14 protein-coding genes and 1 pseudogene are annotated in these 22625 nt (G+C 36.2%); 9 read left to right on the plus strand and 6 right to left on the minus strand.

All coding sequences use genetic code 11. The features are described 5' to 3' along the window. The 6 genes from Q0794_RS02980 to Q0794_RS03005 all read left to right on the plus strand — a co-directional run bounded on the left by Q0794_RS02980 (position 1) and on the right by Q0794_RS03005 (position 12065). Positions 1–2817: a PfaB family protein gene (locus tag Q0794_RS02980; RefSeq protein ID WP_298940028.1), complete on the plus strand. Its 2817-nt coding sequence runs from the start codon at positions 1–3 to the stop codon at positions 2815–2817. Positions 2818–2826: 9 nt separating this feature from the next. Beyond that, complete coding sequence (locus Q0794_RS02985) at positions 2827–8784, plus strand: beta-ketoacyl synthase N-terminal-like domain-containing protein (protein ID WP_298940029.1); 5958 nt, start codon at positions 2827–2829, stop codon at positions 8782–8784. A gap of 11 nt (positions 8785–8795) precedes the next feature. Then, complete coding sequence (locus tag Q0794_RS02990) at positions 8796–10448, plus strand: PfaD family polyunsaturated fatty acid/polyketide biosynthesis protein (protein ID WP_298940031.1); 1653 nt, start codon at positions 8796–8798, stop codon at positions 10446–10448. A 30-nt stretch (positions 10449–10478) separates the two neighbouring features. Then, entirely contained in the window at positions 10479–10904 is a 426-nt protein-coding gene (locus Q0794_RS02995; protein WP_298940032.1) for a VF530 family protein, read from the plus strand. An 89-nt stretch (positions 10905–10993) separates the two neighbouring features. Continuing rightward, positions 10994–11452, plus strand: coding sequence for a GNAT family N-acetyltransferase (locus tag Q0794_RS03000; protein ID WP_298940033.1), 459 nt, complete (start codon positions 10994–10996; stop codon positions 11450–11452). 94 nt (positions 11453–11546) lie between these two features. Continuing rightward, positions 11547–12065: a VF530 family DNA-binding protein gene (locus tag Q0794_RS03005; protein ID WP_298940034.1), complete on the plus strand. Its 519-nt coding sequence runs from the start codon at positions 11547–11549 to the stop codon at positions 12063–12065. Between the two features lie 214 nt (positions 12066–12279). Here the strand turns inward: Q0794_RS03005 and Q0794_RS03010 are convergent, their stop codons facing one another. From Q0794_RS03010 to Q0794_RS03020, 3 genes are all read right to left on the minus strand, one after another. Continuing rightward, a complete protein-coding gene (locus Q0794_RS03010; RefSeq protein WP_298940035.1) occupies positions 12280–13443 on the minus strand; it encodes a hypothetical protein in 1164 nt (387 codons plus the stop codon). A gap of 158 nt (positions 13444–13601) precedes the next feature. Beyond that, positions 13602–14195 carry a hypothetical protein gene (locus Q0794_RS03015; protein WP_298940036.1) on the minus strand — a complete coding sequence of 198 codons (594 nt, stop codon included), beginning with the start codon at positions 14193–14195 and terminating at the stop codon, positions 13602–13604. A gap of 202 nt (positions 14196–14397) precedes the next feature. Next, positions 14398–14967, minus strand: a complete 570-nt coding sequence (locus tag Q0794_RS03020) for a DUF2057 family protein (RefSeq protein ID WP_298940037.1) — start codon at positions 14965–14967, stop codon at positions 14398–14400. A gap of 365 nt (positions 14968–15332) precedes the next feature. Between Q0794_RS03020 and Q0794_RS03025 the strand changes: the two are divergent. Beyond that, positions 15333–16534, plus strand: a pseudogene (locus tag Q0794_RS03025) (dicarboxylate/amino acid:cation symporter). Between the two features lie 720 nt (positions 16535–17254). On the opposite strand, the gene fbp reads toward Q0794_RS03025, so the two are convergent. Beyond that, positions 17255–18259, minus strand: a complete 1005-nt coding sequence (gene fbp / locus Q0794_RS03030; protein WP_298940038.1) for a class 1 fructose-bisphosphatase — start codon at positions 18257–18259, stop codon at positions 17255–17257. Positions 18260–18772: 513 nt separating this feature from the next. After that, on the minus strand, positions 18773–20065 hold the full coding sequence (locus Q0794_RS03035; RefSeq protein ID WP_298940039.1) for a DEAD/DEAH box helicase: 1293 nt from the start codon (positions 20063–20065) through the stop codon (positions 18773–18775). 292 nt (positions 20066–20357) lie between these two features. Here Q0794_RS03035 and Q0794_RS03040 point away from each other — a divergent pair, with 292 nt between their 5' ends. Both Q0794_RS03040 and Q0794_RS03045 read left to right on the plus strand, forming a co-directional pair. Next, the gene (locus Q0794_RS03040) at positions 20358–20723 is read left to right on the plus strand and encodes a thioredoxin domain-containing protein (protein ID WP_298940040.1); all 366 of its coding nucleotides are present in this window, start codon (positions 20358–20360) and stop codon (positions 20721–20723) included. 133 nt (positions 20724–20856) lie between these two features. Further along, entirely contained in the window at positions 20857–21195 is a 339-nt protein-coding gene (locus tag Q0794_RS03045; protein WP_298940042.1) for a hypothetical protein, read from the plus strand. 108 nt (positions 21196–21303) lie between these two features. Here Q0794_RS03045 and Q0794_RS03050 read toward each other — a convergent pair whose 3' ends face one another. Next, on the minus strand, positions 21304–22320 hold the full coding sequence (locus Q0794_RS03050; protein ID WP_298940044.1) for a Gfo/Idh/MocA family oxidoreductase: 1017 nt from the start codon (positions 22318–22320) through the stop codon (positions 21304–21306). Positions 22321–22625 lie beyond the last annotated feature (305 nt).

The raw sequence follows: 22625 nt of genomic DNA on the forward strand, positions 1-22625 counted from the left end.
ATGCTAGCAGTGATTGGTTTGGAAGTAAGTTTTGCATCAGTCAAAGGGATTGATGCATTCGATTACCATCTTTATAGCAATAAGCCGATCGCACTTATAAAGCAAGATGATCTTGGACTTGTTATTGATGATGCTAATTTACTGCTTGAACGTTTATTAAATACCAATCACTTAGCCGCTTCAGACGTTGAACTTATTTTATTAAACGCACCTTCAAATGATATTATCAATAGGATCGAGGTTGGCTTTGCTAATACGGCTAATGCACTGTCATTGAATGATGCTTTATTAACGGCCTATCAGCGAAGTGAAAATAATAAACGTGCTGTTGTTATCTTATCTCTTAATCAATTACAACGGGATGGTGTTGCTGCTGTTTTAGTGTGTGCTAAATCGTTACTAACAGATGTCAGAATGATTGAACCATTGGTAACGAAAGTTGAAGAACGAGCTCAATTTCTTCAGCAGCTGAGTTTATGCCATGTTTATGCAGAAATTAATGCCGCTTCATCTCGTGTTATTGCTAACAAATCAAATGTTATCTCTGACCATATTCAAGCTTTTATAACTGACAATCAGTTACACCCGGAGCAAATTGAATCGTTATTAACAACGTCACCTTTAGCTACTCAAGCATCAGGTACTCAATCAGGAAGTCATCAACAGGCTAAAGCAAGTGAAGAACATCGTCACCAATGCTTACTTGCTTATGAAAGTGTTAATGCGTCCAATGATAAAGAAGCTAATAAAGTAGTTAATGAACAAAGCGTTACTGTACTCGATGAAAAATCAAAACCAACATTACTCACCAACGTTGATTGTATTGAAAACACGTCAGGTGATTTTAGTGCAATGATCTCTTTAGTTTCATCTATCTTGTGTTTAGATCAGTATTATCGTTTAGGCTCTAAACAAAGTTTAATCGAAGAAGATAATGCATTAATCAATGCACGTTGGAAAGCATCTGGCTTTTATTGCTTAGCGGATTCGACTAGTTATTTATTTTCTAAAGCCAAGCCATTTAAAAACCAATTATCTAAAAGCGTGTTATCTGAAAAGACGACTAAACGTTATATGGCGATGAGTCACCTTGAAGACTCATCACATCAATTAATATTGCTTTCAAAAAGTCATAATGCTTTAAAACAAAGTGTCAGTGCTGAAAGTACTTCATCTAAACAACCCATTAATAATGGTTTTCTCGCACAACAAGCTATGAAGCCAGTTATTTTTAGTGCTCAAAGCATTGAACAGTTAATCGACAAATTAAATGAAGTGCTGTTATCTGATGATCTACTCTCTGAAGATCTGTTATATGAAAAGACGAACGAAGGTCAGTCTTCAAAGCAGTATAATGAACATGAAAAATTAGCGCGATTTAAACAATTTGCAGCGCGTCAATATTCCCAGCATTTATATCAACATCGATCACCTTCAGAAACCAGTGAAATTGAATCAGATGATTATGCTGACAGTTACTGTGTCGTGCTGTTAGCTTGTTCATTTTCAACATTAAAACAACAACTGCAGTTAGCGCTATCTGGTATCCCAAGTTCACTAGACAGTAATAAACCATGGAAAACACCAGCGGGTAGTTATTTCAGTGGTCAGCTTATTCGTCGAGCTGAAAACAAGCAACCGCTGAGTTTTGTTTATCCAGGCGTTGGTGCGTTATATGTCAATATGGGAAAAGACTTATTACGTTTGTTTCCTGAAGCCTATCAAGCATTATTAAAGATCAGCGATGATTTAGCTTTTAGTCTGCAAGATCAATTAATCACGCCACGTTTATTAAGTAAGCCTGATTATAGTAAATCGATTGAGCTTGAAAAATTATTGCGTTCTGAACTCGCTAATATCGCAGAAGCAGGTGTCAGTTACGCTTGTTTACTCACCACGATATGGCAACAACAATTACAAGTAAAGGCAACCTGTGCTGCAGGTTATAGCATGGGGGAGGTAAGTATGTTTGCTGCGCTTGATTGTTGGGCAAACCCTCAGGAAATGAGCCAAAGATTACGTGCCAGTCATATTTTTGCTGAACAACTTTCAGGTTCATTAAAGCGTTTGAAAAGTGCCTGGGGAGTTGCAGCTCCTATTTCTGCTAAAGATAATGATCATGACATTGGTAATGTTAGTGATAGTACGGCTAACAACAAACTACTCTGGGAGTCTTATCATCTTAAGGCAAGCGTCGAGCAGGTTAAATCCCTTATTACGTTATTCCCACGTGTTTATATTACCATTGTTAATACGGATGACAGTCTTGTGATTGCAGGTGATCCTGCACAATGTCTTAAATTAGCTGAACAACTGAAAGTACGTGCCATTGCTTTAAATGTCCCTAATATCATTCATTGTGATTTGGCTAAAAGCGAATATGAGAATATGAAAAATCTCTATTCATTACCGGTTAAACATAAAATATCAACTCAGTTGTATTCAAGTTCTTGTTATTTACCTGTGCCTCACACCGAAAAAGCAATTGCAGTCAGTATTAGTAAATGTTTAACAGAGCCCGTTGATTTTCCTCGTTTAATAAACAGCATGGCCAAAGCAGGTGAAACCGTCTTCATAGAAATGGGCGCAGGCAAATCCTTAAGCACATGGATTGAGCGTATTCTAAAAAATAATCAGCAAGTTAAGCCTGTTACTTGTTTATCCGTTAATCAGAAAAATTTAGATGACTACAGCGCTATATTAAAAACCATCGCGCCGTTAATTAGCCTTGGTTACCCAGTTAATTGCCAGTCCTTTTTTAGTGGTTCGTTAATCCGTCCTATTAAGAAACTGACTGCTTCAGTTTTAGTATCATAGAGAGTATTTATGGAAAACATCGCCGTTATAGGTATCGCTAATTTATTTCCTGGTTCAAGTGCACCAGAAGAGTTTTGGCAGCAGTTATTACAACAGCAAGATAACCGAACACCTATCACTGAAGCGGAGTTAGGGGTTAAACCTGAACAATATTTAGGTAAGAAGGGCGAAAGCGATAAATATTATTGTCTGTATGGTGGTTATATCCGTGACTTTAAGTTCGATGCTGCTGAATATCTATCAGATAAAGGTCCTACGAACATTAATGCGCAAGACTTAAATCAACTCGATGATTTACATCAATGGTCTTTATATGTGACAAAACGTGCTCTTCAAGATGCTGGATATTGGCAAAGTGAACGATTAAAAGAGTGTGGCTTAATTTTGGGGAATTTATCTTTTCCTACTAAGCAATCTAATCATTTGTTTATGGGTTTGTATCGCGATGTGGTTGAGCTTGCTCTACAACAAACGGTGCATAAAAACATATTATTAAACGCTTATGCTGAAGCAAAACAAGTTTCAGCAGAAAATGCATTGGTGGCCGGTTACCCCGCAGCTTTATTGACGCAAGTTAATGGATTAGGCGCTAACTACTTTGCGTTAGATGCTGCCTGTGCTTCTTCATGCTATAGCGTTAAATTAGCGTGTGATTATTTACAAACAGGTAAAGCAGATATGATGTTAGCAGGTGCGGTGTCTGCTGCTGATTCATTGTTTGTTAATATGGGCTTTTCTATCTTCCAAGCATTTCCTGAAAACAATCGACATGCCCCTTTTGATAAAGACTCTCAAGGTTTATTTGCCGGACAGGGGGCAGGCATGATGCTGCTTAAGCGACATAGTGATGCCATTAAAGATGGTGACAAAATTTATGCTGTTATTAAAGGGGGCGCTTTAACCAATGATGGTAAAGGGGAGTTTGTACTTAGCCCTAATAGCAAAGGACAGATATTAGCTTATCAAGAAGCCTATAAAGATGCTCAGATAAACCCATTACATGTTGATTATATTGAATGTCATGCCACAGGCACCCCAAAAGGTGACAAAGTAGAGTTAAGCTCTATGGAGCAATATTTTAGTCAATATGACCATAAACCTTTGTTGGGCTCAGCAAAATCAAACCTGGGTCATTTATTAACGGCGGCAGGTATGCCAGCCATGACTAAAGCTATCTATGCGTTAAACAATAAAATGATTCCAGCCACTATCAATGTTGATAATGCAATCTCTACACAACAAGCTTATTTCTCTGCGGCACAAATTCCGACAACTACAATTAAGTGGCCTGACAATACGCATAAACCAACTGCAGGGGTGAGTGTCTTTGGCTTTGGTGGTAGTAATGCACACCTAGTTTTACAAGCGGGCGACACACCAAATACAAGTAATGACAAACCATTAAATCAAGTCGATGGCCTTGCCATTATTGGGATGGATTGTCATTTTGGTTCGATAGACAACTTACTTGATTACCAGCATTTATTAACGACTAATCAAAATGCCTTTAAAGCGTTACCTAAACAACGATGGCAGGGAATAGAGCAACAAAAGTCAGTATTAAATAAAGTCGGCTTGTCTAACGCACCATTAGGTAATTATGTAAGCGACTTTGAGATTGATTTTTTACGCTTTAAAATTCCACCAAATGATCAAGATAGTTTAATTCCTCAACAATTATTAATGATGAAAGTGGCTGATAATGCGCTTAAAGATGCACAGATAACACCAGGAACTAATGTTGCTGTGTTAGTGGCAATGGGATTAGAGCTAGACTTACATCAATATCGGGGAAGAGTTAATTTACACAGCCAAATCCAACAAAGTTTGCTTGATCAAGGTATTGAACTTAACGAGCAACAATTAGCTGAGCTGATTAATATAAGCAAACAAAGTATTAATGATCCTGCTCAGTTAAACCAATATACGAGTTTTATTGGCAACATTATGGCCTCTAGAATTTCCGCATTATGGGACTTTAGTGGCCCAGCTTTCACTGTATCAAGCGAAGAAAACTCAGTTTATAAATGTGTTGATATAGCGGATAATTTATTCAAAACTACTGATGTAGAAGCAGTGGTGATTGCAAGTGTTGATCTTGCAGGTAGTGTTGAAAATATCAGTTTAAGACAACGCTTTAATCCTGTTTCTGAAAATGCATCCGTGGCTGCAATACCTTCGCAGCAAACTCAATGGCTAGTGGGTGAAGGCGCTGGTGCTATTGTTGTGAAGGCTAACAATAAAGCTAAGCAAATTAAGCAAACTAAGCAAGTAATGGCGAATGATAAGGTTTACGCTAATATCGACGCTTGTTTGTTTACTACTAATAACACCTCTGTCTATAGCAATGAAACAGCGAATGATCAACTGATTACACGTACATTAAAACAAGCGGGCATCACATCTGAACAAGTCACGCAAGTTGAAGCTTTTGCAGTGGGTAGTCAAGGTCAATTAGACAATGAATATTCAACATTATCAAAGCATTATACAAACGCGGCTATTGTTTCATCTAAACAAACTGCAGGACATTGTTATAACGCATCTGGCATGGTGAGTTTAATCGCCAGCGTATTAGCCGTTAAAAATACACCATCACCTAATTTCGTGGCGATTAACGGTTTAGGCATGGATAACAGCATTGCTCATCTTATTCTTTCTAATAGTAATGCGACTAAACCGATCATTGAAAAAATACAAGTGACCACCAAACCGAGTTTAATTAAAAAAGTAACGTTAGGTGGGAAATCAATATTTGATGCCATTTGTAAAGAACAAAACAATCCGTTGATGATACAAATCCAACACAAATTTAATGATAAGTTTAACAATCAGCTAGGCAAGGAACTCGATGCAAACACAAAACCTAATGTTAATATTGCTAATGTTGATCCTATGACTGAAAAAATGCAAAGAAAAGCGACTGAAAACATGCCAAGAAAATCACAATTATCTTCTGTTGCAGAGACGACTGAAAATGAGACAAGCAAGTTAAATCAAACAGAATCAACATCTGAAAATACAGTATTCACTAATGTTAGCCAAACCATTAAGCAGCAGAGCCAAACTCATCAAGCTTTTTTACGTGCGCGCTTTATGGCAGAAAAACAGATTGCTAGTTTAATTAAACTACAAGCACAAGTTTCAGTTGGTGACCTTGTGAGTCATTTAAAAGAATCAGATATCGGTTCTCAATTTTTACAGCCTCATTCACTACAAAGCCAACCTTTAAAACATCAATCAACAAAGTCTGCTAAGCCATTAGGCGCAATTGCTATTCAAGGGCAGAGTGGTTATCAATACCCTGATTTGCAGTTAATAGAACATTACAACAAACCAACAAAAGTAGTGTTTGATACAGCCCAACTTATTGAGTTTGCTGAAGGGGATATTGGGAAAGTATTTGGTGATGAATATCGAGTGATTGATACTTATAAACGCCGGGTTCGTTTACCAACCACAGATTATTTATTAGTCAGCCGCGTTACTGAACTTGATGCAACCACTCATCAATATAAAAAAGCATCAATGTTTACCGAATATGATATTCCATTGGATGCGCCATTTTTAATTGATGGGCAAATTCCATGGTCAGTGTCGGTTGAGTCTGGGCAGTGTGACTTAATGCTGATCTCTTATATTGGCATCGACTTTCAAAACAAAGGCGAGCGTGTTTATCGATTATTAGATTGTGAACTCACTTTCTTAGAAGAAATGGCCTTTGGCGGGCAAACGCTTCGCTATGAAATTCATATCGATTCTTACGCTAAAAATGGCGAGCAATTGTTGTTTTTCTTCCATTACGATTGTTATGTTGGTGATAAAAAAGTACTGATCATGCGTAATGGCTGCGCAGGTTTCTTTACAGATGAAGAATTAGCTGACGGGAAAGGCGTGATCAGCACTGCAATCGATAAAGCGCAACTAGATGCGGCTAAAAAATCAGTATTTACACCGTTAATTCACAATACAAAAACACATTATAACTACCAAGATATGTTGAAACTCGTACAGGGTGACATCAAAGGGTGCTTTGGTGATGCCTACGATCAACAAGGTCGCAATCCATCATTGAAATTCTCATCTGAAAAATTCTTAATGATTGAACGCATTACTAAGATTGATAGAAATGGCGGTCATTGGGGATTAGGTTTATTAGAAGGTCAAAAAGAATTAGCGCCAGATCACTGGTATTTCCCATGTCATTTTAAAGATGATCAAGTGATGGCCGGTTCACTCATGTCAGAAGGTTGTGGGCAAATGGCCATGTTCTTTATGTTGTGGTTAGGCATGAATGGACAGGTTAATAATGCACGTTTTCAACCTATGCCGGGAGAAGCGCAAACCGTTCGTTGTCGAGGCCAAGTGAGACCGCAAACCAATACACTAACTTACCGTATGGAAGTGACTGATATTGGGTTGTCACCGCGTCCTTTCATTAAAGCTAATATTGATATTATTCTTGATGGCAAGGTGGTTGTTGATTTTAAAAATCTCTGTATGGAAATTAAAGAGCAAGATCAGAACAGCCCATTCCCAGTGGAATTACCCACGAACGTTGTGTTGGCTCACCAAACTGCAGAAAGTAATCACTCTCAAGGTTCACTATCTCAGGGTAATTTACTTAACGGCCCTATAGAGTCGTCACTTAGCGATGGATCGTTGGGTTTAGACACATTAGATGAACGTGGTATTAATCCTTTTGTACATGTTGACCGACCTTTGATGCGCGTTGAGTCTGATTTGACGGCTGCCACTAACAAAGGTGTCGTGCCTATAAAGCATTTTCAAGCGCCATTAATGCAAGGACAAAATAGAACTCCCGACAGTGTTCCGTTTACACCGTGGCATCTCTTTGAATTTGCGACCGGTAATATTAGCCATTGTTTTGGACCTGACTTTGATGTTTATCAAGGTCGAACACCTCCAAGAACGCCTTGTGGTGACTTACAGGTAGTAACACAAGTTATTGATGTGCAAGGAGAGCGTATGGACTTTAAAACGCCTTCTAGCTGTGTTGCTGAGTATGTTGTCCCTGAAGATGCTTGGTACTTTACTAAAAATACTCATCAAGATTGGATGCCTTATTCATTATTAATGGAAATTGCATTACAACCGAATGGTTTTATATCCGCTTACATGGGCACCACATTAAAATACCCAGATAAAGACCTGTATTTCCGTAATTTAGATGGCTACGGTGAATTAGTTAAACACATTGATTTACGTGGTAAAACCATTGTCAATAAATCAGTCTTATTATCAACAAGTATGGCGGGTGGGGCGATCATTCAAAGCTTTAGTTTTGATTTGAGTGTTGACGGTGAAACTATTTATCGTGGTGGTGCTGTATTTGGTTACTTTAGTGCCGATTCCTTAACTAACCAACTTGGCATCGATAACGGTAAAGTCACTTTACCTTGGTTTGTTAATCATAAAACGCCATCATCAGACATCAAACAAATTGATTTAACGAATACGCAACTAAACTTGTTTAAAGATGATCAGGTAAAGCCACATTATAGACTGGCTGGTGGACAATTAAACTTTGTTGATACCGTGAGTATTGTAGAAGGCGGTGGTGACCATAAGCTCGCTTATATTTATGGTGAACGTACCATTGATGCGAGTGATTGGTTCTTCCGTTATCACTTCCATCAAGATCCGGTTATGCCGGGTTCATTAGGGGTTGAGGCTATCATTGAGCTACTACAATGTTATGCTTTGACAAATGATCTAGGCAAACAATTTAAGAACCCTCGTTTTACAACGTCTAATACAAAAGTGGCGTGGAAATACCGTGGACAAATTACACCTTTAAATAAACAGATGAGTTTAGATATTCATCTTACAGAAATTATGACAACTGACTCAGAGGTTCGCTTAGTAGGGGACGCAAACTTATCGAAAGATGGTTTACGTATTTACCAAGTGAAAGATATTGTCCTGAGTATTGTTGAAGCTTAAAGAGAAAAATAATGACGCAAGCAGTGAATAAAAACCCCTTAATCAGCATTAATAAAGCAAATGTAGATTGGAACTGGTCTGTTAACGAAGCGAATTTAAAAAAAGATGCCGTCAGTGTAAAGAAAGCATTATTAGCGATAGATAAACCACTCTATTTTGCTAAATGTCAAGATGATATCGCGGTATGTCATGAGCTCGTGAAAAACAATAATGATGCACAAAATGATACACAAAGCTCAGTCATCGGTTTTGCACAAGCGATTAAAGCGGAAGAATTAGGCAGTGAGGCGTTTAAAAAGGCACACGGTGTAAAATACGCTTACCATGGTGGTGCAATGGCAAATGGCATTGCTTCTGTTGAATTAGTGATTGCCTTAGGGCAAGCGGGTTTTTTGTGTTCATTTGGTGCTGCAGGGTTAATTCCTGATGTCATTGAAGACTCTATTAAACGTATTCAAGCAGCATTGCCTAATGGACCTTTTGCGGTGAATTTAATTCATGCTCCAAGTGAAGAAGCATTAGAATCAGGCGCCGTAGAACGTTTTTTAAAATTAGGCGTTAACACTGTTGAAGCATCGGCTTTTTTAGCATTGACTGAACATATTGTACATTACCGTGTTGCAGGGCTGTCACAAAATGCAGACGGTAGCATTAATATCAATAACAAAGTCATTGCCAAAATATCGCGTACTGAAGTGGCCGAAAGATTCATGTCACCTGCACCACAAAAGTTCCTTGATAAGTTATTAGCGGCAGGAAAAATAACCGCATTACAAGCTCAGCTCGCGTTAAAAGTGCCGATGGCGGATGATATTACAGCAGAAGCTGACTCTGGTGGCCACACGGATAATCGTCCGTTTCTAACATTATTACCCACTATTATTAAACAACGAGATCAAATTCAAGCTGAGCATAACTACGTGGTACCACTGCGTGTTGGTGCGGGCGGCGGTATTGGAACTCCTGAATCTGCACTTGCTGCTTACAATATGGGAGCCGCTTATATTGTATTAGGTTCAGTGAACCAAGCTTGTGTAGAAGCAGGAGCCTCAGAACATACTAGAAAATTATTAGCGAATGTTGAAATGGCAGATGTAACGATGGCGCCTGCTGCTGATATGTTTGAGATGGGGGTTAAATTACAAGTGGTAAAACGTGGTTCTATGTTTGCTATGCGAGCGAATAAGCTTTATGAGTTATATAGTAATTATGCCAGTATCGAGGACATTCCAGCGCTTGAACGTGAAAAGATAGAAAAACAAATTTTCCGTCAAAATTTAGATCAGGTTTGGGAAATAACCAAAGCGTTTTTCCATGAACGAGATTCAGCAATGTTAGCAAGGGCAATTAACGATCCTAAACGTAAAATGGCGTTAATATTCCGTTGGTATTTAGGGCTATCATCTCGTTGGTCAAACATTGGCGAAAAAGGCCGTGAAATGGATTATCAAATCTGGGCAGGCCCGAGTCTAGGTGCGTTTAATAGTTGGGTAAAAGCCTCTTATTTAGCCGATTATGAGCAACGTAAAGCCGTTGATATCGCTTTACATCTGTTAACGGGGGCTGCATATTTAGCACGAATAAACCAGCTAAATTATCAAGGTGTATCAGTGCATAGTAGCCTGTTAAATTATCAACCTGAACATGCGTTTGTAACACAATAAAGTACGATTTCATTATTAATAAGGTATTCAATGACCGTTAAAAAACAAAATAATCCATTATATGGTTTAAAGCTTGAAGTGTTACTCACTGAAATTTCTGATCACTATACCTGGCCTGGTTTAAGTGAGGCACTGTGTATTGATCGCTTTAATTTTCATACGGGGATGAAATCAACGTCTAAGTTCTTACGTAATAACCAATGGGCACGTGAAAAAGTAGAAGTATTTTATTTATATGAGTTTAAAGCGTACCCATATCCAGAACCAAAGCTGTTAGCTAAACCACCACGAGATCGCAACATTCCAGAAGATCAATTACCTGGTGAACCTAAACCTATTACAGACGCAATGATCGATCGTGTTGATATCGCCTGTAAATATCGTGTTTATGACAAAGTCAGTACGATTAAAGAAGAGCCAGCTTATGACCCGAGTAATCCTTGGGGTATAAAATAAGACGCTTAGGGGGCATTTAAGCTCCCTGCATTAATGATTATAATCGTGTTATAAACACGATTGAATAGACGCTACAAATAGGAATAAAAATGTTTGCTTGGGAAATTAAGTTTTTTTCAGAATTGTCAGCTCAACGGCTATATCAAATATTAAAACTACGACAAGATGTGTTTGTGTTAGAGCAAACTTGTTTGTATCCAGATCTAGATAACCTAGATCAAAAAGTAATACATGTTTCATTAATATCAGAAGAAGACGATGATTTAGTGGCTTATTGTCGAATTATACCTGCTGATTTAGTGTCTCCAGACGTGGCTATTGGACGAGTTGTGGTGGCCGAAGGTGCACGTAGCCAAGGGTTAGCTAAAAAATTAATGATAAAAGCCATTGAATTTACCAACGAAGAAATGCAAGCGCCTGCTATCAAGGTTTCTGCTCAATCTCATTTACAAGCATTCTATCAATCACTTGGTTTTGCTATAACGTCTGAACCCTATGATGAAGATGGTATTGAACATATCGATATGAAACTAACTATTTTAAGTTAACACCCAAGCAAATTACGCTTATTTCATATCGCCTGATATAATAAGCTTTCAACATAAATGATTTACCGATTTATCCTTAGGAATACAAATAAAAATGTCTGTTGAATTACAACAAAACAACCCACTTCATGGTTTAAAAACTGAAACTTTATTGACTGAGTTAGTCGAACATTATGGTTGGAAAATTTTATTTGCTGCAACGCGCTTCAAGTGTTTTGACATTAATCCAACTATAAAAGGTAGTTTAAAGTTTTTGCAAAAAACAGAGTGGGCTCGCTTAAAGTTAGAGAGTTTTTATTTATACCGCTTTAAACGTATGCCCAAGCCAAACGAAGTCGAGTTTCACTTAGACCCTAGAGAACGTGGTTTTGAGCATGGTATTGTACCGTTATCTCCAATGAAGTTAACGATTGAGTCGATTGAATTGTCTCAAGCTAAAGCGGCTTCAGCGTTCCAAGAGCGCGAAAATGATAAACGCCAAAGTCGTCATCGTCATTCTGAACAGCGCGGCGGTCAAGCCAGTAAGCATCCAATGCGAGATAATAAAGTAAAAACGAGTAAGTCAGATAAAGAAGAGCCTAAATACGATCCAAGTAATCCGTGGAATACTTAGTATTAATGGATTATTTCTTATCGTTGACTCAGTTTGGTTATATTAATTAAAGTTACTATGTTAGTGGTAATTATAAAAATATTCCGGTAATAGGGTAATAGTAAGCTAAGTAAATTTTTAAAAAGGGAGTGCTAATTATTAATTAGTACTCCCTTTTTTGTATCGCTTTTCTTATCCGTATTTGAAGTTAGCTATCGTTCTAATTATTATGTTCTTACCAAGTAATACTTGCGCTTAAATTATAACGGCGATCGGTTTCAGTGGAATGTAATGAGTTAACGCCTTCTTCATAGGTAGTGAAACCAATTCTGAATATAGTTGCAGTGTAAGTGAAACCTGCAGTATAAGCGCCTTGATAGACTCCTGTTGCTAGGTCTAATGCTGACCATTTATTCTCAAATAATCGAGCGGATATACCAATGCGAAGTCTATCTTCAACATCATTACTTTCAGTCGATGAAGCAAAGCGACCATTGGATGAATCATAATATCTTGTTTTACTTGCATTTAAAGCATCTACATAATCGATAGCAATGATCGTGTGTTTAGAAAAAAATAACTCAGGTTGAATAGAAGCACCAAAGTTAACCGTCATAGGTTGTGAACCATAATGATCGTTAAAATCTAATTCACCGATATTAAGTATACTCATTCCAAAAGAAGGTTTCATATTTCTATTTAGCTGATAAATAAAACCTAAATCTGCACTCACCGCGACACCATCATTTTGTAAGTCGTTTTCAATCTTTCCGGTTATATCGTCTTCAAATATTAATTCTGCGGCAGTTAATACACCTTCATAAGATTGTTGCGTGATGGCCTTTAAACCAAAGCCTATTGAAAGTTCTCCTGCTCTTGAAGGTTTAAAAGTATAAGTGAGCGCACTCGTTAAACCACTATAAGTTCTAGCTTGTATTTCAACTTCATCAGCATAGGGGGTAAGGTTAGCATCAAGTGCAGTTAATAAACCAAGTGACCAAGCATATTGACCACTATTTTGGGTCATTGAACTATAATTTGAGGCATCAACATGTATGGACTTTCCTGAGTAGTTAGCAATTGTTTTAGCAACTTCAAAACGGTCATCTGTATCTATAGCATCATTTAAATCACTAATAAACGGAGCTGTATCCTTTCCGCCACTTGCTTGAATAGTAAATAATTCAATAATTAAATCATCGTTCTTGCTTACTTTTGCAATGCCAGCAGGGTTTGAGAAGAGGGAACTACTATAACCTCCTACTGAAATATTTGTGCCACCCATGGCCATAATACGTTGATCTTTATATAAATAATTAAGTTCTGATGCCTGTATTGAAATGGCGGGTAAAGCAGATAATATAGCAATTTTAAACAGTGAATTTTTATTCAATGTCATAACAAAACATCCTTGTTTTAGCTAAATAATGTCGGAATATTACTTATAACTATATAGTAAATATCACATAAAAAGCAAAATAACGAAAATACATGTTCTTTTAGGTTATTTTGTCTGTTGTTTTATTTCTATAGGTAAACAAAGATGCACTAGCGTAATTAGTTTTTTCTTTTTAGCATTAAAATTTGTTTTATTAACTTAGATTTCTCAAGTTTCGCTAGCTCGGTAACTTGTAAGTCTGACTTAATTAATGACTCAATTTCAGCATCGTCATTGATTGTTTGTGTTTTTTGAAGCGCATTGGTAAGTTGTTGTTGAAGACGTTCATTTTCAAGTTTACATTGTGTAAGTTGTTGTTGTAACTTCTGATCGTTCCCACTGTTTATTTTTCCTGCAAAGATCAATGCTTCTAATGTTTGATTTAGAGGTGCTTGTTTTGCTACTTTCTTAAGTTGCTCACCCGCTTTTATAGAAAGATTGAAGGTATATAATTTTTTTCCGTTATCACTATCACGTGATTTTTTACTACGCCAAGCTTTAAACATTTTATTACGTAGTTCTCTGCCTTCGGCTGTTGTCTCTAGTAATTGGCAGAGTTGTGTAAATTTATCTTCAGTGATCTGATTCAGACTTAAGTCAACACCATTGGTCAATGTTACCAGTAAGTCACTTTTAGGCATCAAATAGTTTTTTACCCAATGACTATTGGTGTCATTCCATTGGAAGCTAGCAGGGGTCTCAACAGTGACCATGTGAATCTCCTTGTATCATTATTATTTACTACGTTTACAAAGTTAAAATATAGAGTCAAAGCTTAATAAATTATAAGTATTAATAACAGGATATTTATAAATTACTAAAAAAACCGTATCACTAAGTGGTGGAGTTAAATGTCATCGTTATTTATGTCACTTTTTTCATAAAAGTGACATAAATATCTTTGATAACTATGGATTATTTAGTTTCGTTGTTTATCAACCACATTTTAAACTGCTTTTTTTGTTCGAGATCAGCTGCTTTATATTGTTCAATTAAACTATTCATTGTTATTTTTTTCACTGAGTTTGAGGTGACTTGGAGGTTGTTTTCTTGGTTATAATCGTTAACTAATCCTTCAATATCAGCATAAGGAACAAAACCTTCACCTTTTAGCTGTTCAGCACCTTCAACTTTATATTGTTTTTTTTCATTTTCTACAAACCAGTCAAGCCCAATATTAATTTTTTGAGTCGCTTGCGAATAGCTATATAGCTTATTAGTGGTGATTTCTGTTGTTCCATCAACGTCAACAGACATAATATAAGGTCTACTTTCTAGCAAACGTTCATCTCTGAAGTTATGAGAATATCTAACCACGATTTGTTGTTGTCCATCTGCGATTTTAAGTGTGTCATCTCCAAAAAATGAACCTTTAACTTTTGCACCATTAACAGCAAGCACTTCGATATTATTACTTGTTACTATTTCACCAGAAAAAGCAAAAGGGCTGATTGCTAATGTTAAAAATAATCCTGCAAATTTCATGTGTTTTCCTAATCAAAATGTTTAATCAAAATAAATCGTATAAATAACATCAATATGACAGATCATTAAGCGCTTTGGTATATCAAGATGTGATCTATCACGATAAAATTAAAATAATCTTTAATGTCAGTATAAAGATTGATCGTTATCATCTCGAATTACTCAATATACGGTAGCTTGCCAAGCAATATTAGTTCCGCAGTATTCAATTAAATTTCTTTAAGCTATTAAAATGATTGATGCACTTACTGTATGAATTCAAGTAATTTTTTAAAATTATAAAAGTAAATTAAAAATAAGGACTACGTGTGGTTAACATTAAGAAAAGTTTATTCTCTAACATTGGTGCTCAAGTTGTTATCGCTATGGTGATAGGGACGGTTGTCGGTGTTTATATGGGGCCCAGTGCCGATATATTTGCACCTCTTGGTGCTATTTCATTCATCTGATTAAAATGTTAGTGATCCCCCTTGTTGCGGTTGCCATTATTACCGGAGCCGCTAACTTAGGTGATAGCCCAGCGGCAGGAAAAATAGGACTTAGTACTTTTGCTTTCTTTATGCTGACATCAGCTGCTGCTGTTGCCCTCGCAATCGGTTTAGGTGAGTTATTTAAACCGGGTGTTGGTATCGATTTAAGTAGTATGCATTCGATGTTTTCAAATGAATATGCAGATAAGGGGGATGTGCCAGGCTTCTTTGCTACTGTATTAGGGATGATTCCAACTAATATTTTTCAATCGCTTAATAATGCGAATATTCTACAAATTTTAGTTTTTTGTTTATTTTTAGGGATTGCATTATCTAAAGTAGATCGTAATAAATCGGCACCATTAATGTCTGCGCTATCTGGCTTAGTTGATGCGTTTGTATGGATGATTAATGTGGTGATGCGCATTGCGCCTATTGGTGTATTTGGTTTGATGGCTGAAGCTGTTGGTACCTTTGGGTTTGATGTGTTGACTATGGTCATGAAGCTCTTCATTGTTTATGTTATTGCAATTTTGATTTTTGGTTTTGGCTTTTATCCTTTATTGATCAAACTGTTTTCTAATGTCCCTGTTCGTCGATTCTTATCCGCTATGAAGCGTCCTCAAGTTGTTGCACTTTCTACTGCGTCTTGTATGGCTACTTTACCGGTAACCATGGACACGGTTGAAAAAGAGTTAAATGTTAATAATTCAACCGCGTCTTTTGTATTGCCTCTTGGTGCGACAATTAATATGAGTGGCAATGCTATTTACTATGGTTTAGTAGCTGTATTTTTTGCTCAAGTATTTAATGTTGATTTAAGTTTTGCTGCTTATGCTGCGATTATTTTTACAGCGACAATAGGTGCGATTGGACAAGCTGGTGTACCTGGACCTTCGTTCTTAGTGGTAGCTGTATTATTAGCCGCAGGTATTCCGATTGAAGGCCTACCACTTTTATTTGCTTTAGATAGGATTTTTGACATGATCCGAACGGCGCTTAATATTACTGGCGATGCGGCTTGTGCGGTTATTGTTGATGGTTTAAACCCTCATACTGACGAAAATAATAGCCAAGTAGTTAAAAATAACATTTAATCAATCATCATTAATTTCAGCATCAAAGATTATTGTTTTGATGTTGAAGTTATCCTCACTCCGTCCATTGCTCCTATGTATGAAGATAATAAAATAGACGTGATGATGTGATTTGTAGCCGTGTTGTTTAGGTTGTATCGTTCAGCTGATACTGTTTTGATGCCAATTTTCTGGGACATATCACGTAACAATATTTAGATATCTAATACTAGATGGCCATTTTGATTTAGTGTTGATACTGATTGCTTTTATTGATGACGACAAATTAAATCCCGTTAATAAGTCATACAATTCAGCTTTGTTCGCAATAACCTGAGAGTATTTTCGATTCTAATTGTAATGATTTAAATAAATGTGAAATGCTTGTTTTATCTGAAAGGGGACTTACTTTAACCTTTATCTTCAAATCTACAAATTCAGAAGTCTATAGTGCGATATCAGCCCCTATATCTCATCAAGCATTGTTAACTAATTATATCACTGATTATCTTTGAACTTACTTTAGGGTAAATTATTCATTTTTTTACTATGTACAGCTTAAGGTAAACCGTAATTTATAATAGCTTGTAGTTTTAGTGAATCATTTTTCTGTGATGAATATGAAACGTATAATCGATTCAATTATGATACTAATGACATAAGGTGAAGATAAAAAAATACCAAACATTAGTTTGGTATTTTATATAGTGAGATAGATATCTACTGAATCATTAAATCTAATTAATCTTCAGGATTGTCTTGTATCATTTTTTCAGCGGCTTTTACCATATCAGCACTACCACACATGAAGGGTACACGTTGATGTAGTTCAGTTGGATCAATTTCCATAATACGCTTAGCACCTGTGCTTGCGATACCACCTGATTGTTCAGCTAAGAATGCAATAGGATTACATTCATATAATAAACGTAGTTTACCTTCAGGCGCTTGGGCAGTCGAAGGGTACATAAATATGCCTCCCTTCAATAAGTTACGGTGGAAATCTGCGACTAATGAGCCGATGTAACGAGATGTATAAGGACGGTTATCTTCAGGAACAATTTCTTGACAGAATTTAATGTATTTTTTAACGCCCAATGGGAATTTTAAATAATTACCTTCATTAATCGAGTAACAATTACCTGATGTTGGCTGTCTCATATTTTCATGTGATAAATAGAAAACACCTAAAGAAGGGTCACATGTAAATCCATGAACACCATTACCTGTAGTATAAACAAGCATTGTTGAAGAACCGTAGATAACATAACCTGCAGCAACTTGTTTAATACCAGGTTGTAGAAAGTCTTCTAATACAACAGGTGTGCCGACAGGGCTTATACGTCTATATATTGAGAATATAGTACCGACTGAAACATTTACATCGATGTTAGAAGAACCATCAAGTGGATCCATTAATACAACATATTTACTATTGACGCCTCGATCACTGTCAAAGCTAACAAAATCATCTTCTTCTTCTGACGCAACACCACAAACTTCTCCACGCGCTTCAAGTGCTGCTTTGAATTTGTCATTTGCATATAAATCTAATTTTTGTTGTGTTTCACCTTGAATATTTTCAACACCGGTTGAACCAATAATATTGGCAATACCTGCTTTATTAATTTCACGGTTAACAATTTTAGAAGCTAAACGAATAGCCCCTAATAAACCTGTTAATTCCCCGCTAGCTTCTGGGAAATCATGCTGTTTTTCAATTATGTACTCGCCTAAAGTGATCATATTTTCTCCAATAAGTGTTGGAATTTATTATAATGGAAATAATAAAAGTTGCTTGTCAAAAGGTGTGAGCTAGTTCTGATTAATTGATTTATCAAGCCTATTGTATTACAAATAAATAATTGATGTTTCTATGTTATATATATCCATTACCAATCAAGATTCATTATTTAGTCGTTAACACGGACATCAGAACAAGGCATGAGGCAACCACATTCTTTGTTATTAAGGCTCAATTTCACCCGTTAGCGCTTTATCTTTATACCTTGAAGGCTGATGGATATAACATCGATTATGTCTTTTTACCTTACTAGTAATAACGATCAGATCACAGGAACATTAGGATTAATTTAGTTTTAATGGGAAGAGAACGTTGTTATTCAGTTTTTTTGTTTATAAATTAAACGATATTTTGTGGTGAGATGAGCACCTTAGTTACCTTTCCTTAATAACTAAGGGCAGGTAACTAAAGTGATTTTTCGAAGACAGTTAATTTAACGAATACAGCTAAAGGGCTTACCTTGCTTTTCTCGCTTTGTTTTTTGCTTTACGTACAACAGAAGGTTTACTTTCTGACTTACGTTTTTCGATTAATTGGTTGCGTTCTTGTGTTGCTTTATAACGACTCTTTTTGAAGGTCTTCCCATCTTGTTGTACTTCCGTTGCACTATCAAATTCATACCCCGGGTAAACAATACGATCGAACTTTCTACCGATCAATGATTCAATATTATCTAAAAATTGCTCATCTTTAGGGCTTACTAATGAAATAGCATGTCCACTTTTCCCTGCACGACCCGTTCGGCCAATACGATGAACATAATCTTCAGCTAAAAACGGTAAGTGGAAATTGACAACATGTGGTAAATCTGGAATGTCTAATCCACGAGCCGCAACATCAGTCGCAACTAATACACGGACACTACCTTCAGTAAATTGTTGAATCGCTTTATTTCGTGCACCTTGAGTTTTATCACCATGACAAAGCGCTGCTTTAATACCATCTAACTTTAATTCTTGTGCGAGTAAGTTAGCGCTTTCTTTCGTACCTGCAAAAACTAAGACTTGTTTCCAGTTTTTGACACCAATCAATTCAGATAATAATTCACGTTTACGGACTTCACTCACCCAGTACACTTGTTGCTTAACTTTACCTGAGGTTGAATTCTGCTTAGAGGTTTCAATATTTTTAGGTGTATGTAATAACTTATTCGCAAGTGTTTTTACTTTATTTGAAAAAGTTGCTGAAAACATTAATGTTTGATGCTTTTGTTTAATGATGTCAGTAATTTGTTGAATATCAGTTAAAAAGCCCATATCTAGCATACGGTCTGCTTCGTCTAGCACTAAATGCTTGATGTGTGCTAAATCAACTTGTCTTGCATTGACATGTTCAATTAATCGTCCTGGTGTTGCGATTAAAATGTCGACGCCTTGTTTTAGCATTATCGTTTGAGGAGATACGTTTGCACCGCCTGTAACAACACCTGATGTTAAAGGTAGAAACTGACTATATTGTTCAACGTTTTTTGCAACTTGCAATGCAAGTTCTCGCGTCGGAGTCAGAATAAGTACTTTAATGGTACGAGAACGACCAATATTGTCAGGTTGATTTTTAGCTAAGATATCCAACAAAGGTAAAGTAAATGCTGCTGTTTTACCTGTTCCAGTTTGTGCGCTTGCCAATACGTCGTGGCCTGCTTTAATAATTGGAATTGCTTGTTGTTGGATTGGGGTTAGTTTTGAATAACCACATGCTTTAACTGCTTTTAATAGATTTGCAGATAAACCTGCTGCATCAACACTCATAATCACACCCTAATTTGTACGCTATAAAATAATCGCGCAGTATAACAAACTCTGTTTTGTAATGTATTAAAAACATGAAGTGAATGTTGTTAAGTTTATATTTGCCATTAGCAATGATATTTAATGATTAAATATCATAAATACGTTTAATTTCATGTGAATAGACTACATTGATTATTCGAGTTTAGGATAGATAATTGGTACATATGTGCTATTTTTTATTTACAATACAAACCATTACTGAATATGATGACTGCCAGTGAATATTCTTAATCTTATTTTGGAAAATATTATGTCTAATACCTTACGCTCTATTTTAGCGGCTACGTTTTATGAAAAAGTACAAAACAAACAAAGTTTTGTACTAAATGTGCTGGCCAGTTGGTGTTCTGATTGCACTGAGCAACAAGTTAATATTCAAGCATTTTTCAATCTTATGGCAGAAAATCAATTAGAAGTACTACAATTAACGGCTCAAAAAGAGAAGGGTATTTATATTGATGCAGACCATCAAACATTGATTGAAGCGCTAGGTGGACACGGATATCCTCGTACTGTTTTAGTGTTGAATGGGAAAGTCGTCAGCAGTGACCATGTAGAAGTTATTTCAGAGAGTGACTTAACGAAACTCGCAGAGACTTTTGGAAACTTGTTATAAACGATTTTCTTTATTGTATTTTTACTCTACTGTATTTTTATTAATTTCAGTATTTACATATATACTTTATCCTCATTCTCATCTGGCTGTTGCAGTCGCACTGATGATTTAACAAAACATTTCAAGGATCAAAATGTTAGCAACTAATGCTTTTCCAGAAAATAGAAAAATGACCGTAATATTTAGAATTGAACCCGGATCTTTAGGCCCTGAAGGAATGGAGCATGTTGTTGAATTTTGTCAATTTGCGCAAACACAATTACAAGCTTGCTCGGTCGAATATCTAACATGGTTTATTGAGCCTCGTTTTGATAAAACCTTAGGGGAAATGAATTTCCAACTCAATAATAAAGCATTAACCCAAGACCAAGCAGAAAAATATCTGACAGTACTGGGTGAAAGTTATGCCCACTTTGAAGATGAGCTTGAAAATAATTTAGAAGCAATGATTGATCAGTATTTTGGGCGTTAGCGCATCAATACTAACAATTTCACAGTAGATGAATAAGCCATTCAATAAAGAAAAATGGCTTAAGTATTTAATGTTTTCCCTATTAACCTTATCAGCTATTTATTAGCACTATTCTTTATCTGCTGGAAATACCACGCCTGTCTGTTTACGTACTTCATTAATGATTTGAGCGGTCAATAATGAACGTTGTTCAAAAATAGGGCTTATTTTTGCCTGCGTAATTTGCTTAACAAATGCAAGACTTTCATAGGACATACTATTGTCTGATTGAGGTTGTGTTAAATCAACTTCAGTATCAGACGGGAGAGAATGATTTTGGTGAATTATTTGTTCGCATTGACCGACATGTTTTATCAATAATGAACCTGCTTCACCTTGAATTTCACTATATTGGTTTGACGCTGATATTTTAGAATGATCAATCGTCACACAAAAGTCGCCATAATCTAATAGTACGCTACCACAACCATCAACGCCTGAATCTAATAAAATAGCTTGTGCTTTAACAGCAATTGGTTTACCAAAGAGTGCGGTGGTTAAAGCAACACAATAATAACCAATATCCATGATCGAACCGTTAGAAAAAGTAGGGTCAAAAGTATTCGGTTTTTTGCCCTCTAAATAAGCAGGGTATCGAGATGAATACTGACAATAATGGATGTGTGCTTTCCGAATTTTCCCTAACTTAGGCAGCGCATCTTGAATAACAGTAAAATTAGGTAAATGAGCGGTCATATAAGCTTCAAAGAAAATAACCTTGTTTTCTTTGGCTATTTTATACAGGTCTAGCGCTTCTTGGTAAGTTGAGCTTAATGGTTTTTCGCAAATAACATGCTTACCATTCTCTAACATGTGTTTGCTTTGTTGATAATGAAGAGAGTTAGGGCTTGCTATATAAACCGCATCTATATTGGTTGAAGTCGCAAGTTGTTGTAAATCATCGAAAGTCTCAATAATAGTGTCAGCGATAGAAAATTTTTCTGCGAACGTTTGTGCTCTAGTTAACCCTCGTGAATAAACAGCGCTCAATTGCATCACCTGTTTATAGCCTTGCGGGGGATTGAGTGTGCCTTGAATAAATTTTTCTGTGATCCAATTAGTACCAATGACAGCGAATTTGATCATCAACAACTCCAATACTTATATTCAGGAATAGCTTTAATATATTTTCAACTTTAAGCTTTGAAAACAGAATTTTAGCTTTAAATTTAGCCATAAATTAACTAAATCATCAGGTTATTAACCTTAACAATAAAATCGCATCGAACAAAGTAACAAAGTGTGATAAATATAATGGCTAATTATCTGAATATATAAAGAATAATAATATGCCATCATCTACAGCCCAACTCGTACGGCAAGATCATTATAAATTGAACTTTTTAATAAAGTAGCGATCAGATCATTTTATACTGATAATCATAAGCTTT

The organism is uncultured Psychromonas sp., from assembly GCF_947489755.1.
Taxonomy (GTDB): domain Bacteria; phylum Pseudomonadota; class Gammaproteobacteria; order Enterobacterales; family Psychromonadaceae; genus Psychromonas.